Source organism: Pseudomonas sp. M20, from assembly GCF_045037865.1.
Classification (GTDB): domain Bacteria; phylum Pseudomonadota; class Gammaproteobacteria; order Pseudomonadales; family Pseudomonadaceae; genus Aquipseudomonas.
This window is the reverse complement of sequence record NZ_CP173611.1, coordinates 5,066,821-5,080,995: the sequence shown is the minus strand read 5'-3', so window position 1 is coordinate 5,080,995 and position 14,175 is coordinate 5,066,821. Positions and strand designations below refer to the sequence as shown.

Here is a 14,175-nt window from a genome sequence, read left to right as displayed (position 1 = left end):
AAACCCGGTGGGGTTCAGGCGTCGGGCGCCTGATCTTTCGGTGTTTCAGTTGCATCAACATCATCTTCCGGTGCCACTTCACCCTCAGGGTTCAGTGCTGCTTCTTCAGCGGTTTGTTTCTTGCGCTGAAGCTTTTCCTCTTTCTTCTGTTCCTTTGCCAGGTCTCGTTGACGTTTGGCGAAGGAGTAATTGGGTTTGGCCATGGGCGTTCCTCTTGGTCGAAGGTGAGGTTGAGCGGCGCGTATTCTGCCCTGTATCGGTGCCCGGTGGTTAGCCGGGTTTTTGCTCGACCCATTTGGGCGTGACGGTCGGCTTCCAGTTATCCAGGGCATCGAGCAGTGCTTGCGGCGATTCGCTCACTTGCAGCATGTCACGGTGTGGCGCGCGAACGAAGCCTTCGCCGACGATATGGTCAAGAAAAGCAGTGAGTTTGCTGTAGAAACCGTTTACTTCCAGCAGGCCCAAAGGTTTGCCGTGGTAGCCAAGCTGGCCCCAGGTCCATACTTCGAACAATTCTTCCAGTGTACCGAGGCCGCCGGGCAGGGCGATAAACGCATCGCTCAGTTCAGCCATGCGCGCCTTGCGCGCGTGCATGCCATCGACCACTTCCAGGCGTGTCAGGCTTTTGTGGCCGATTTCCTTGTCCATCAGGCTTTGCGGGATGATGCCGATCACTTCGCCGCCGGCAGCCAGTGCCGCATCGGCAACGATGCCCATCAAACCCACGGCGCCACCGCCGTAGACCAGGGTCAGTTTACGTTCGGCCAAGGCCCGGCCAAGGGCAATGGCGGCTTCGGTGTAAGCCGGATCAGTGCCCGCATTGGCACCGCAAAATACACATACGGATTTCAGAGACATGCCTTCCTCCTGGGTCAATCCGTCACAGGGTAATGGCTGGCACGCCGTGATCCAAGGCCTAAACTTCGCGTTCAGGCGATTCAAAGGTGCCGCTGGCGCCACAGGCGTAGGCGGCGAGCAAACTGCACAACAGACCGTTAAAGAACATGACAGGCACTCCGTCTCAGTAGATGCGCCGATCATAGGGCCGGTCGGGGAATCTGGCCGTTAGATTGTGTCGATGAGTGTCATAGCCTGAAAGTTGTATACAATTTTTGACTCAAGTCATAGGAACTTGCGAAGATTTCAGGCAGTCTTTCCACCATTCGTGTTTTTGTTAACCCTGCCTTGGAGATTCACCATGTTTTCCAAAGTTGTTGCGGTATCCCTGCTGGCGTTGGCCAGCAGCCAATTGATGGCTGCTGAGTGCAAAACCACCGTTGACTCCACCGATCAGATGTCCTTCAACACCAAGGAAATCGTGATCGACAAGAGCTGCAAGACTTTCACCGTCGAACTGACCCACTCGGGCAACCTGCCGAAGAACGTCATGGGCCATAACCTGGTGATCAGCAAAGAAGCTGACATGCAGCCAATCGCTTCCGCTGGCCTGGCCGCCGGTATCGACAAGAACTACCTGCCTGAAGGTGACGCGCGCATCATCGCTCACACCAAGATCATCGGCGCCAAGGAAACCGACTCGCTGACCTTTGACGTAGCGAAGATTGCTGACGGTGGCTACGGCTTCTTCTGCTCGTTCCCTGGGCACATCTCGATGATGAAAGGCACGATTACTGTTAAGTAAGCCGTTCAACCGCGTCATCGTTCTTCGCGAGCAGGCTCGCTCCCACAGGTTTTAGTTGTGCACAAATGCTGGGTCCGACAGCGAACCATGTGGGAGCGAGCCTGCTCGCGAAGGGGCCATCCGCATCAATGAAAGCAATGGCCAAAGAAAAGCCCGCTGAGGATCACTCCTCAGCGGGCTTTTTCATTCCATCAGCGCTTACGGCGCAAACGGCATCACACGTTTGTGATGGGTCTTGTTGTAAGTCGCAACGATGATGTCGAACGCTTCCTGACGCACCGGCTCGCCGTGCAGGAACGCGTCAATCTCGGCGTACGTCACACCATGGGACGCTTCGTCGGGTTTGCCCGGCGACAAATCCTCAAGGTCCGCCGTTGGCACCTTCTCGACCAGTGACTCCGGCGCACCAAAGCTGCGCGCAATCGCGCGAACCTGGTTTTTCACCAGACCGCTGAGCGGCGCCAGATCGCAGGCGCCGTCACCGAACTTGGTGAAGAAACCCATCACCGCTTCCGCCGCATGATCGGTGCCGATCACCAGACCATGCGCCGCGCCGGCGATGGTGTATTGGGCGACCATGCGCATGCGTGCCTTGGTATTGCCGAGCACAAAGTCCACCGACACCGCATGCTTGCCTTCAAACGCTGCCACTTCACTGGCCAGCGACTTCACTGCCGGGCCAATGTTGACCGTGTGGCGCTCGTCTGGAGCAATGAAGTCCACCGAGGCCTGGGCATCGTGTTCATCGAACTGGGTTTCGTACGGCAGGCGCACGGCGATGAATTTGTAGCTATTGTCGCCGGTCTGGTCGCGCAGCTCACGCATCGCGCGCTGGGCCAGCAGGCCGGCGGTCAGCGAGTCGACGCCGCCGCTGATGCCCAGCACCAGCGTCTTGAGCCCGGAATTGACCAGGCAATCCTGAATAAAGGTAATGCGCCGGGCGACTTCGGTCTGCAGAGCCTGGTAGTCGGCGAACGGCGGTTGCACCTTGAGCTGCTCAGCAATCTCACGCTGTACGGCTTGCATGAATTCACTCCTTGCTAGATAGACTGGAATCGGCAGGAACCTGGAAAACGTGTCGCAAATAGGCAACAAAATTGGGGTCTTTGCAGTGGGACTTGCCTGGCTCGTCGGAGATCTTCGCCACCGGTTGGCCGTTGCAGGCAGTCATTTTAAGCACGATGCTCATCGGTTCGACACCCGGAATGTCACAGGTGAGGTTGGTGCCGATGCCGAAGCTGACGTTGATCCGACCGTGCAGCGCGCGGAAGATCTCCAGCGACTTGGGCAGGGTCAGGCTGTCGGAGAACACCAGGGTCTTGCTCATCGGGTCGATGCCGAGCCTGTGATAGTGCGCAATGCATTTTTCGCCCCACACCACAGGATCACCGGAGTCGTGGCGCAGACCGTCGAAAAGCTTGGCGAAAAACAGGTCGAAATCGCCGAGGAACGCATCGGTGGTGATGCAATCGGTGAGCGCGATGCCCAGCAGACCACGGTACTCGCGAACCCAGCAATCGAGTGCGGCGATCTGGCTGTCGATCAGCCGTGGACCGAGTTGCTGGTGGGCCATGATCCATTCGTGGGCCATGGTGCCCAGCGGTTTCATGTCCAGTTCGCGGGACAGGTGCACGTTGCTGGTGCCGACAAAACGTCCGGGGAAATCGTGTTTGAGCACGTTCACCACTTCAGCTTGCACGCCGTACGAAAAGCGTCGACGGGTGCCGAAATCGGCGACTTGCAGTTGCGACAACTCATCGGCCGAAGCGTTGGCGGTCAGCCAGTCGAACTTGCGATAGAGCTGCTCGCGCGCCTGTTCCAGTGCGGTTTCACGGTAGCGATAGCGGTTACGCACTTCGCTGACGATCGCCAGCAATGGCACTTCATAGAGAATCACATGCAGCCACGGCCCGCGCAGACGGATGAACAACTCGCCGTTTTCGATACCAGTGTGCACATAGCGCAGGTTGAAGCGGAACAGTCCGAGGAAACGCAGGAAGTCCGGTTTGAGGAAGCTGATCCGCTCAAGGAAACTCAGTTGGTCGGCGCTCAGGCTCAGCTCGGCCAGACGCTCGATCTGATAACGGATCTCGGCCAGATACGGGCGCAGATCCTCGCTGTTACGGCAACGAAACTCCCATTCGACTTCGACGTTGGGGTAGTTGTGCAGCACCGCCTGCATCATCGTCAATTTGTAGAAGTCGGTGTCGAGCAGGTTCTGCACGATGCGATCGGCAAACACGCTCTCGCTCATAACGGGGTCTCCAGGTGCGCCGCGCCTGTGCGCGGACTCAATCAATGGCGCTAGTGGCGCATATCAGGGACGAAGATTGCCAGCAGTTTTTTAAATCACCGCAGAACCCTGGTGGGAGCGAGCCTGCTCGCGAAGGCGTCATTTCGGTCAACATTGATACTGAATATGCCGGTCTCTTCGCGAGCAGGCTCGCTCCCACATTTTTCAATCGAGTCAAATTTCCGGGCTGTCGATCTGTTCGAGCATCCACTTCACAAAATCCCGCACCTTGGGCACTTCCGCCGCATGCTCCGGGTACGCCAGGTAATAGGCATCAGTGCTGGGCATGGCATGCTCAAACGGAATGACCAGTTTGCCGTCAGCCAATTCCTCTTCCACTAGAAAACGCGGTAACAACGCCACACCACAGCCAACCTGCGCGGCGCGAATGCACATATAAAAGGTTTCGAAGCGCGGCCCATGGTAGCTGTGTTCGGTCTGGTAACCCTGACTGTCGAACCAGTCGTGCCAGGCTTGCGGGCGCGAGGCATTTTGCAGCAGGACCAGATCGGTGAGTTGTGTCGGGTCAGTAAATGGTGTGTCCGGCAGGCTGCCCGGCGCGCAGACCGGCACAAGTTCTTCGCCGAACAGTTTCAGGCATTCAGTCCCTGGCCGTGAGCCCTGACCGAAATAGAACGCCAGGTCGCTGCGCCCTTGCAGCAGATCATCTGCTTCCTGTTCATTGCACAGATCCAGGTGAATCGACGGATGGCGCAGACGCCAGCCTTTCAGGCGCGGCACCAGCCAGCGTGCGCCGAATGTCGATGGCGTAGACACGCGCAGGACTTCTGTTTCGCCGCCGTAGGAGCGCAGGTAATGCGTCGACATTTCCACTTGGGTGAGGATTTTTCGTACTTCAACCAAGTACAAATCCCCGGCCGGGGTCATCTGCAAACGCCGACGCACGCGGCGGAACAACAGGTGCTGCAGCAGCTCTTCAAGCTGTGCGACCTGTTTGCTCACCGCACTCTGGGTCAGGTTCAGTTCCTCGGCGGCGCGGGTGAAACTCAAGTGCCGGGTCACGGCCTCGAAACACTGCAGGGCGGTGATCGACGGCAAGTGGCGTTTGTTCAGCATGGCTGATCCTTTTCTTGTCTTTCTATGCCCAGCATGAATAAACGGAATGATATCTCGCGTAAAGGTCGTTTGTTGACTCGCCATTGTGACGCTACAACTAAAGGCCTGCCCGGTCGCGAAAAAGCGTCCGCACACATTCAGTTTTTTGCTTGAGGAGTGACCCATGGTTGCCGCATTGCTTGATCGTCTAGGTGTGAACCCGGCCCTTTATCAGAACGGCAAAGTGCCGGTGCATTCGCCGATCGACGGCAGCCGTATCGCTGCGGTCAACTGGGAAGGCCCGGCCGAAGTCGAGCAGCACATCAGTCGCGCAGATCATGCGTTCGAGCAATGGCGCAAGGTGCCGGCCCCGCGTCGCGGTGAGCTGGTGCGTCAGTTTGGTGAGGTGTTGCGCGAATACAAAACCGACCTCGGCGAACTGGTTTCCTGGGAGGCGGGCAAGATTACTCAGGAAGGTCTGGGTGAAGTGCAGGAGATGATCGACATCTGCGATTTCGCCGTCGGCCTGTCCCGTCAGTTGTACGGTTTGACCATCGCCTCCGAGCGCCCAGGCCACCACATGCGTGAAACCTGGCATCCGCTGGGCGTGGTCGGGGTGATCAGCGCGTTCAACTTCCCGGTCGCGGTGTGGGCGTGGAATACCACGCTGGCGCTGGTCTGCGGCAACCCGGTGGTGTGGAAACCGTCGGAGAAAACCCCGCTGACCGCACTGGCCTGTCAGGCACTATTCGACCGCGTGGTGAAGAACTTCACCGATGCCCCGGCGAACCTTTGCCAAGTGATTATTGGTGGCCGCGACGCCGGCGAAGCGCTGGTCGATGACCCGCGTGTTGCCCTGATCAGCGCCACCGGCAGCACACGCATGGGCCGCGAAGTGGCGCCGAAAGTCGCCGCACGTTTTGCCCGCAGCATCCTCGAGCTGGGCGGTAACAACGCGATGATCCTCGGCCCAAGCGCCGATCTGGACATGGCGGTACGTGCGATTCTGTTCAGCGCCGTCGGTACTGCCGGGCAGCGTTGCACCACCCTGCGTCGACTGATTGCCCATGAGTCGGTGAAGGAAGAAATCGTCACCCGTCTCAAGGCCGCCTACTCGAAAGTGCGCATCGGCAATCCGCTGGAAGGCAATCTAGTCGGTCCGCTGATCGACAAGCACAGCTTCGAAAATATGCAGGACGCGCTGGAGCAGGCGATGAGCGAGGGTGGTCGGGTGTTCGGTGGCAAGCGTCAGCTCGAAGACCAATTCCCCAATGCCTATTACGTTTCGCCGGCCATCGTTGAAATGCCGGAGCAAAGTGATGTGGTCTGCAGCGAAACCTTCGCACCGATTCTGTATGTGGTCGGTTACAGCGATTTCCAGGAAGCGCTGCGCTTGAACAACGCGGTGCCACAAGGTTTGTCGTCGTGCATCTTCACCACCGATGTGCGCGAGGCCGAGCAGTTCATGTCGGCGGTTGGCAGCGACTGCGGCATCGCCAATGTCAACATCGGCCCGAGCGGTGCGGAAATTGGCGGCGCGTTTGGTGGCGAGAAAGAAACCGGTGGCGGGCGTGAGTCCGGCTCGGATGCATGGCGCGCATACATGCGCCGTCAGACCAACACCGTGAATTATTCGCTGGAGTTGCCGCTGGCGCAGGGCATCACATTCGATTAAGCAGCAGCGAGCCTCAAGCCCCAAGCTACAAGCAGATCGGCTTGCTGCTTGTAGCTTAAAGCTTGCAGCTGCTCCGACAGGAGCTTGGCAATGCCGTTACGCGAAGAGTGTCTGTGGGAAAAGCTCACGCCGCAAAGGCCGGATAACACCGCGCTCAAAGGCGAAGTCAAAGTCGATGTCTGCGTGATCGGCGCCGGGTTCACCGGATTGTCGGCGGCGCTGCATCTGTTGGAAAAAGGCAAAAGCGTCTGCGTGCTGGAAGCTCATCGCGCCGGTCATGGCGGTTCCGGCCGCAACGTCGGGCTGGTCAACGCCGGCATGTGGATCCCGCCGGACGAGATCGAAGCCGGTTTCGGCGAAGCGGTGGGCAGTCAGCTCAATCGTATGCTCGGGGCCGCGCCGGCGCTGGTGTTCAGCCTTGTGGATAAATACAACATCGATTGCCAGTTGCGCCGCGAAGGCACGTTGCACATGGCGCACAACGCCAAGGGTGAGGCGGATCTGCGCAGTCGTGAACAGCAATGGAAACGCCGAGGTGCGCCGGTAGAATTGCTCACCGGCAAGGCCTGCGAACAGGCCACCGGCACGCAAAAAATCGCCGCTGCGTTGCTCGACGGTCGCGCTGGCACGCTCAATCCGATGGCTTACGTCACCGGGCTGGCCAACGCGGTGAAAGATCTCGGTGGGCAAATGTTCGATCATTCGCCGGTCACTCGCCTCGAGCGGCAGGGCTCGAACTGGTCGGTGCAGACCGAGCACGGTTCGGTGCTGGCCGAGCAAGTGGTCATCGCCTCCAACGCCTACACCGAAGGTGACTGGACCGAACTCAAGCGCAACTTCTTTCCCGGTTATTACTATCAGGTCGCCTCGGTGCGGCTCACCGAAGACGCCGCGCAGGAAATCCTCCCGGGCGGGCAGGGCTCGTGGGATACGCGTCAGGTCCTGAGCAGCATCCGCCGCGACAAAGAAGGGCGGTTATTGCTGGGTAGCCTGGGCAACGGCAATCAGAAACCGACGTGGTTTCTCAAGGCCTGGGCCGATCGCGTGCAGCAGCATTACTTCCCCAATCTGAAGCCGGTCGAATGGGAGTGCACCTGGACCGGGCGCATCGCATTCACCCCCGATCACCTCATGCGCCTGTTCGAACCGGCGCCGGGACTGGTGGCCGTCACCGGTTATAACGGCCGGGGCGTCACGACTGGCACCGTGGTCGGCAAAGCCTTCGCCGATTACTTGTGTCACGGCGACCCTCAAGCTTTGCCGATTCCCTTTGCACCGATGCAGCCCTTGGCGGGTGTGGGCTTGCGCAGTTGTTTGTATGAGGCCGGGTTCTCGCTGTATCACGCGGGCCAGTGCCTGCGCATCGTCATTTGAGTGTTGAAATATGTTGCCGGAAGCGGCGCTTTTCGATGCAGCGACTAGCCTGTAATGGTGCGGGTTGTAGCAGTCCCGCACCAGCAGTGTGCAGTTCGGTGACGCGGGCTGTTACAGGCTGGTTGCACGTCGTTTGGCACCGCGGTTGCAATGATGGCGCGTGCGGGTTGCGCCTGAAAAAATAAATGGTTTCACCTTCCGCGGTTTAGACGGTTGCACGCCCAATGAAAATGGGAACGAAACAGTCGAAATAACAAGAAAGCAGCGACTTTTTGAAGAATAAAAAACCGATGGCACGGCCCTTGCTCTGAGCATTCAGTGAAGTGAAGTCGCAGTGCCAACTAAAAAAAACCTTGGAGCACCACCTCATGTCCCAGACGTTTTACAAGAAAGGCTTTCTGGCCCTCGCAGTGGCTACTGCGTTGGGTGTTTCTGCGTTTGCTCAAGCTGATGTGAAAATCGGTGTAGCGGGTCCAATGACTGGCGCAAACGCGGCATTTGGCGAGCAGTACATGAAGGGTGCACAGGCAGCGGCTGACGCGGTGAACGCGGCTGGCGGTGTCAACGGGGAAAAAATCGTACTGGTCAAGGGCGATGACGCCTGCGAGCCGAAACAGGCCGTGACGGTCGCCAAGGACCTCACCAACCAGAAAGTCGCCGGCGTGGTCGGTCACTTCTGCTCCTCTTCGACCATTCCAGCGTCGGAAATCTACGACGAAGCCGGGATCATCGCGATCACCCCGGGTTCGACCAACCCGCAAGTCACCGAGCGCGGTCTCAGCGCCATGTTCCGTATGTGCGGGCGTGACGACCAGCAAGGCATTGTGGCTGGTGACTACATCGTCGACGTGCTCAAGGGCAAGAAAGTCGTCGTGCTGCACGACAAGGACACCTACGGCCAAGGCCTGGCGGATGCCACCAAGGCGCAACTGGTCAAGCGCGGCGTGACGCCTGTGTTGTACGAAGGCCTGACCCGTGGCGAAAAAGACTTTAGCACCATCGTCACCAAGATCCGTGGCGCCGGCGCCGACGTCGTCTACTTCGGCGGTCTGCACCCGGAGGCCGGCCCGCTGGTTCGCCAACTGCGTGAACAAGGCCTGAAAGACGTCAAGTTCATGTCCGATGACGGCATCGTGACTGACGAACTGGTGACCACCGCCGGTGGCCCGCAATTCACCGATGGCGTGCTGATGACCTTCGGCGCCGACCCGCGTCTGTTGCCTGAGAGCAAGACCGTAGTGGACGCATTCCGCAAGGCCGGTACCGAGCCTGAGGGCTACACCCTGTACGCCTACGCTTCGGTGCAGACCTTGGCTGCCGCGTTCAATGGCGCGAAGTCCAACAAGGGCGAAGAGGCTGCGGCCTGGCTGAAGAAAAATCCGGTGAAAACCGTGATGGGCGAAAAAACCTGGGATTCCAAGGGCGACCTGAAAGTCTCCGACTACGTGGTTTACCAGTGGGACAAGGACGGCAAATATCACCAGCTGGAAAAACAGAAGTAAGGGCTGACGCGATCAGTTAACCCACGATCCCTTTGTAGGAGTGAGCCTGCTCGCGATGACGGAGTTACAGGCAACACATGTGTTGAATGTTAAACCGCTATCGCGAGCAGGCTCACTCCTACAGGAGCGGTGGTAACTGGTAAATCGCGCTCTGACATTGCTCCGACGTAAATCTGTATTTTTCCTAGAAGAGCCGCACACCACCGGTGTGCAGGTTCTCACTGCGTGAGATTGCGTTATGGATGGTATTTTCCTGCAGCAACTGGTCAACGGCCTGACCCTCGGGTCGGTCTATGGCCTGATCGCCATCGGCTACACAATGGTCTACGGCATCATCGGCATGATCAACTTCGCCCACGGCGAGGTTTACATGATTTCTGCTTATCTGGCGGCAATCAGTCTGGCTCTGCTGGCTTACTTCGGTATCGAATCTTTCCCGCTGCTGATGCTCGGCACACTGATCTTCACCATCGTCGTCACGGCGGTGTATGGCTGGGTCATTGAACGAGTCGCCTACAAACCCCTGCGCAACTCCACCCGACTGGCACCGCTGATCAGCGCCATCGGTATTTCCCTGATCCTGCAAAACTACGCACAGATCGCACAAGGCGCCAAACAACAGGGCGTGCCAACCCTGCTGAGCGGTGCGTGGCGCGTCGACATCGGCACGGGCTTCGTGCAACTGACCTACACCAAAGTCTTCATTCTGGTGGCCGCATTCGTCGGCATGGGCCTGCTGACCTACATCATCAAGTACACCAAGCTCGGACGCATGTGCCGTGCGACCCAGCAAGACCGCAAGATGGCTTCGATCCTCGGCATCAATACCGATCGGGTCATTTCCTATGTGTTCATCATCGGTGCAGCCATGGCGGCGCTGGCCGGCGTGCTGATCACCATGAACTACGGCACTTTCGACTTCTATGCCGGCTTCATTATCGGCATCAAGGCGTTCACCGCGGCGGTGCTAGGCGGGATCGGTTCACTGCCCGGAGCAATGCTCGGCGGGATCATCCTCGGCATTTCCGAGTCGCTGTTCTCCGGTCTGGTCAACTCCGACTACAAAGACGTGTTCAGCTTCTCGCTGCTCGTACTTGTTCTGGTCTTCCGGCCGCAGGGCCTGTTGGGCCGTCCTCTTGTGTCGAAGGTGTAAGCGATGTCTTCAACCACTCAAAAATCCATCGATATCAAAAAAAGCCTGGTTGAGGCGATTCTTGCCGGCCTGATTGCCCTGATCGTTTTCGGCCCGATTGTCGGCGTGGTGCTCGAGGGTTACAGCTTCAACCTCGAGCCGACCCGTGTGGCCTGGATCATCGGCATTGTCATGATTGGCCGCTTTGCCCTCAGCCTGTTCCTGCAAACGCCCAAGGGCCTGAAAATTCTCGACGGATTCGAGAGCACCGGCTCTGGTGTGCACGTGCTGCCTGCCGATCACAAATCCTCGCTGCGCTGGATCATCCCGCTGCTGATTGTGCTGGCCGTCATCGTGCCGTTTGTCTCCAACTCCTATCTGCTGGGCGTGGTCATCCTCGGGTTGATCTATGTGCTGCTGGGGCTGGGGCTGAACATTGTGGTCGGTCTGGCCGGTCTGCTCGACCTTGGTTATGTGGCGTTCTACGCCATCGGTGCCTACGGTCTGGCGCTCGGTTATCAGTATCTCGGTCTGGGTTTCTGGACGGTGTTGCCGCTGGCGGCGATCACCGCTGGGCTGGCCGGCTGCATCCTCGGCTTCCCGGTGTTGCGTCTGCACGGCGACTATCTGGCAATCGTGACTCTGGGCTTTGGTGAAATCATTCGCCTGGTCCTCAACAACTGGTTGTCGCTGACCGGCGGCCCGAACGGCATGCCGGCGCCACTGCCGACGTTCTTCGGTCTGGAGTTCGGCAAACGGGCGAAGGATGGCGGGGTGCCGTTTCACGAGTTTTTCGGCATCGCCTACAACCCGGACGTGAAGTACTACTTCATCTACGCGGTACTTTTCCTCGTGGTGCTGGCCGTGCTGTACATCAAGCATCGTCTGGTGAAGATGCCGGTCGGCCGCGCTTGGGAAGCTCTGCGTGAAGATGAAATCGCCTGCCGCTCGATGGGCCTCAACCACGTGCTGGTCAAGCTCTCGGCGTTCACCATCGGTGCGTCGACCGCAGGTCTGGCCGGGGTGTTCTTCGCCACCTACCAAGGCTTCGTCAACCCGACCTCGTTCACCTTCTTCGAATCGGCGCTGATCCTCGCCATCGTCGTCCTCGGCGGCATGGGCTCGACCATCGGTGTGGTAATCGCCGCGTTTGTGTTGACCGTCGCCCCGGAATTGCTGCGCGGCTTCGCCGAATATCGCGTGCTGCTGTTCGGCATCCTGATGGTGTTGATGATGATCTGGCGACCACGCGGGCTGATTCGCATCAGCCGTACCGGGGTCACTCCACGCAAAGGTGCCATTCACTATGAGAGGACTGCGCCATGAGTGAAGTCGTACTCTCTGTTGAAAAACTGATGATGCATTTCGGTGGCATCAAGGCCTTGAGTGATGTCAGCCTGAAGGTCAAACGCAACTCGATCTTCGCCTTGATCGGCCCCAACGGCGCCGGCAAGACCACGGTGTTCAACTGCCTGACCGGGTTCTACAAGGCTTCCGGCGGCAAGATCGAACTCAACGTACGCGGCCAGCAGACCAACGTCATCCAGTTGCTGGGCGAGTCGTTCAAGCCGACGGATTTTGTCTCACCGAAATCTTTCCTCAGCCGCATGTACTACAAGATGTTCGGCGGCACGCACCTGGTAAACCGTGCTGGCCTGGCGCGGACATTCCAGAACATTCGCCTGTTCAAGGAAATGTCGGTGCTGGAAAACCTGTTGGTGGCCCAGCACATGTGGGTCAACCGCAACATGCTCGCCGGTATTCTCAACACCAAGGGCTACCGCAAGGCGGAGAGCGACGCGCTGGACGTGGCGTTCTACTGGCTGGAGGTGGTCGATCTGGTCGACTGCGCCAACCGTCTCGCCGGTGAGCTCTCGTACGGCCAGCAACGCCGTCTGGAGATCGCCCGGGCCATGTGCACGCGGCCGCAGATCATCTGCCTCGACGAACCGGCCGCCGGCCTCAACCCTCAGGAAACCGAAGCGCTCAGCGCGATGATCCGGCTGCTGCGCGACGAGCACGATCTGACCGTGGTGCTGATCGAACACGACATGGGCATGGTTATGAGTATTTCCGACCACATCGTGGTGCTGGACCACGGCATTGTCATCGCCGAAGGCGGGCCTGAAGCCATTCGCAACGACCCGAAAGTGATTGCCGCCTACCTGGGCGCCGACGAAGAGGAGCTGGTATGACGCAACCGATCCTCGAACTCAAAGATCTCGATGTCTTTTATGGCCCGATCCAGGCGCTCAAAGGTGTTTCACTGCAGATCAACGAAGGGGAAACCGTCAGCCTGATCGGCTCCAACGGTGCCGGTAAATCAACGTTGCTGATGTCGATCTTCGGTCAGCCACGGGCGGCGAGCGGGCAGATTCTCTATCAAGGCGTCGACATTACCCACAAGTCTTCGCACTACATCGCCTCCAACGGCATTGCGCAGTCGCCGGAAGGGCGGCGGGTATTCCCCGACATGACCGTCGAGGAAAACCTGCTGATGGGCACGATCCCGATTGGCGACAAGTACGCCAAAGAGGACATGCAGCGTATGTTTACGCTGTTTCCACGGCTGGAAGAGCGACGTAACCAACGGGCGATGACCATGTCTGGTGGTGAACAGCAAATGCTCGCCATTGCCCGGGCGTTGATGAGCCGACCAAAGTTGTTGCTGCTCGATGAGCCGAGCCTGGGGTTGGCGCCGATTGTGGTGAAGCAGATTTTCGCGACCCTGCGGGAATTGGCGAAAACCGGCATGACCATTTTCCTGGTCGAGCAGAACGCCAACCATGCGCTGAAGCTGTCTGACCGGGCGTATGTGATGGTCAACGGCGAGATTCGCCTGACGGGCACGGGTAAAGAGTTGCTGGTGAATGAGGAGGTGCGTAACGCCTATCTGGGCGGGCACTGATTCCTCGACGTTATGCACAGCCCCGGCGACGCGAGTTCCGGGGCTTTTTTATATCCTAAATTCACCGCAAACCCCTGTAGGAGTGAGCCTGCTCGCGATCGCGGTTTCCCATTCGCCATCACCGGTGACTGATATACCGCTATCGCGAGCAGGCTCACTCCTACAGTTGATCTGCGCCGGATTTCAGAATTGTGGAAAACAAATTCCCCAAGCTACCAAAGCGCGACATATAGACGCTGCAAATGGCTGTTTTTCCACAGTTTTGACTTGTCCCCGGTTACTGTGGAGCTGGCTGTGAATAACGTGGGTGTATCTGGCTGCGCGCCACGTAAACCGTGGTCTGCAAGCGTGTGGTTGTTTTTTGATCAGTCGTTTTTGCGGGGGTTTAAGTCTTCGTTGTCAACCTTTTTATAGAGGCGCCAGTAGCAGCGATTACCGGTTAACAAGCCTGTGGATAAGTCTGTGATTAAACTCTGGAAAGACTGCGCTGAGGGCCGTAATTACTGGCCTCGCGCAATCACTGTGCTGACTGACCAGTCGTGCAAAATGCCATCTCCCGCACATCCGCCACTTCAGGGTCAAGCAAAAAACTT

Annotated in this window: 13 protein-coding genes; 8 read left to right on the top strand and 5 right to left on the bottom strand. The window is 58.4% G+C overall.

The window, feature by feature from the left end; translation table 11 throughout:
- Positions 1-14: 14 nt before the first annotated feature.
- Positions 15-203 (bottom strand): hypothetical protein, encoded by a 189-nt coding sequence (locus ACI514_RS22560; protein WP_077570658.1) that lies wholly within the window; start codon positions 201-203, stop codon positions 15-17.
- Between the two features lie 67 nt (positions 204-270).
- The gene (locus tag ACI514_RS22555; protein ID WP_160055379.1) at positions 271-858 is read right to left on the bottom strand and encodes a TIGR00730 family Rossman fold protein; all 588 of its coding nucleotides are present in this window, start codon (positions 856-858) and stop codon (positions 271-273) included.
- Positions 859-1,198: 340 nt separating this feature from the next.
- Between ACI514_RS22555 and azu the strand changes: the two genes are divergently transcribed.
- Positions 1,199-1,642 carry an azurin gene (azu, locus tag ACI514_RS22550; protein ID WP_405122417.1) on the top strand — a complete coding sequence of 148 codons (444 nt, stop codon included), beginning with the start codon at positions 1,199-1,201 and terminating at the stop codon, positions 1,640-1,642.
- A gap of 198 nt (positions 1,643-1,840) precedes the next feature.
- On the opposite strand, the gene nadE is transcribed toward azu, so the two are convergent.
- From nadE to ACI514_RS22535, 3 genes are all read right to left on the bottom strand, one after another.
- Positions 1,841-2,668 (bottom strand): ammonia-dependent NAD(+) synthetase, encoded by an 828-nt coding sequence (nadE, locus tag ACI514_RS22545; protein ID WP_405122416.1) that lies wholly within the window; start codon positions 2,666-2,668, stop codon positions 1,841-1,843.
- Between the two features lie 4 nt (positions 2,669-2,672).
- Positions 2,673-3,896 (bottom strand): nicotinate phosphoribosyltransferase, encoded by a 1,224-nt coding sequence (gene pncB / locus ACI514_RS22540; RefSeq protein ID WP_160055381.1) that lies wholly within the window; start codon positions 3,894-3,896, stop codon positions 2,673-2,675.
- Between the two features lie 213 nt (positions 3,897-4,109).
- Positions 4,110-5,012, bottom strand: coding sequence for a LysR family transcriptional regulator (locus ACI514_RS22535; protein ID WP_127925629.1), 903 nt, complete (start codon positions 5,010-5,012; stop codon positions 4,110-4,112).
- A gap of 163 nt (positions 5,013-5,175) precedes the next feature.
- On the opposite strand from ACI514_RS22535, the gene ACI514_RS22530 reads away from it, so the two are divergent.
- The 7 genes from ACI514_RS22530 (at position 5,176) to ACI514_RS22500 (ending at position 13,582) form a co-directional block, all read left to right on the top strand.
- Entirely contained in the window at positions 5,176-6,666 is a 1,491-nt protein-coding gene (locus tag ACI514_RS22530; RefSeq protein WP_405122415.1) for an aldehyde dehydrogenase family protein, read from the top strand.
- Between the two features lie 90 nt (positions 6,667-6,756).
- A complete protein-coding gene (locus ACI514_RS22525; RefSeq protein ID WP_405122414.1) occupies positions 6,757-8,040 on the top strand; it encodes an NAD(P)/FAD-dependent oxidoreductase in 1,284 nt (427 codons plus the stop codon).
- A gap of 368 nt (positions 8,041-8,408) precedes the next feature.
- On the top strand, positions 8,409-9,542 hold the full coding sequence (locus tag ACI514_RS22520; RefSeq protein WP_038360427.1) for an ABC transporter substrate-binding protein: 1,134 nt from the start codon (positions 8,409-8,411) through the stop codon (positions 9,540-9,542).
- Positions 9,543-9,780: 238 nt separating this feature from the next.
- The gene (locus tag ACI514_RS22515) at positions 9,781-10,695 is read left to right on the top strand and encodes an ABC transporter permease subunit (RefSeq protein WP_095121858.1); all 915 of its coding nucleotides are present in this window, start codon (positions 9,781-9,783) and stop codon (positions 10,693-10,695) included.
- A 3-nt stretch (positions 10,696-10,698) separates the two neighbouring features.
- Positions 10,699-12,000 carry a high-affinity branched-chain amino acid ABC transporter permease LivM gene (livM, locus tag ACI514_RS22510; protein ID WP_095047315.1) on the top strand — a complete coding sequence of 434 codons (1,302 nt, stop codon included), beginning with the start codon at positions 10,699-10,701 and terminating at the stop codon, positions 11,998-12,000.
- Positions 11,997-12,869 (top strand): ABC transporter ATP-binding protein, encoded by an 873-nt coding sequence (locus ACI514_RS22505; RefSeq protein ID WP_077570679.1) that lies wholly within the window; start codon positions 11,997-11,999, stop codon positions 12,867-12,869. Before livM ends, ACI514_RS22505 begins: the two co-directional genes overlap by 4 nt.
- Positions 12,866-13,582, top strand: a complete 717-nt coding sequence (locus ACI514_RS22500) for an ABC transporter ATP-binding protein (protein ID WP_038360430.1) — start codon at positions 12,866-12,868, stop codon at positions 13,580-13,582. The genes ACI514_RS22505 and ACI514_RS22500 overlap by 4 nt, the downstream gene beginning before the upstream one ends.
- Positions 13,583-14,175 lie beyond the last annotated feature (593 nt).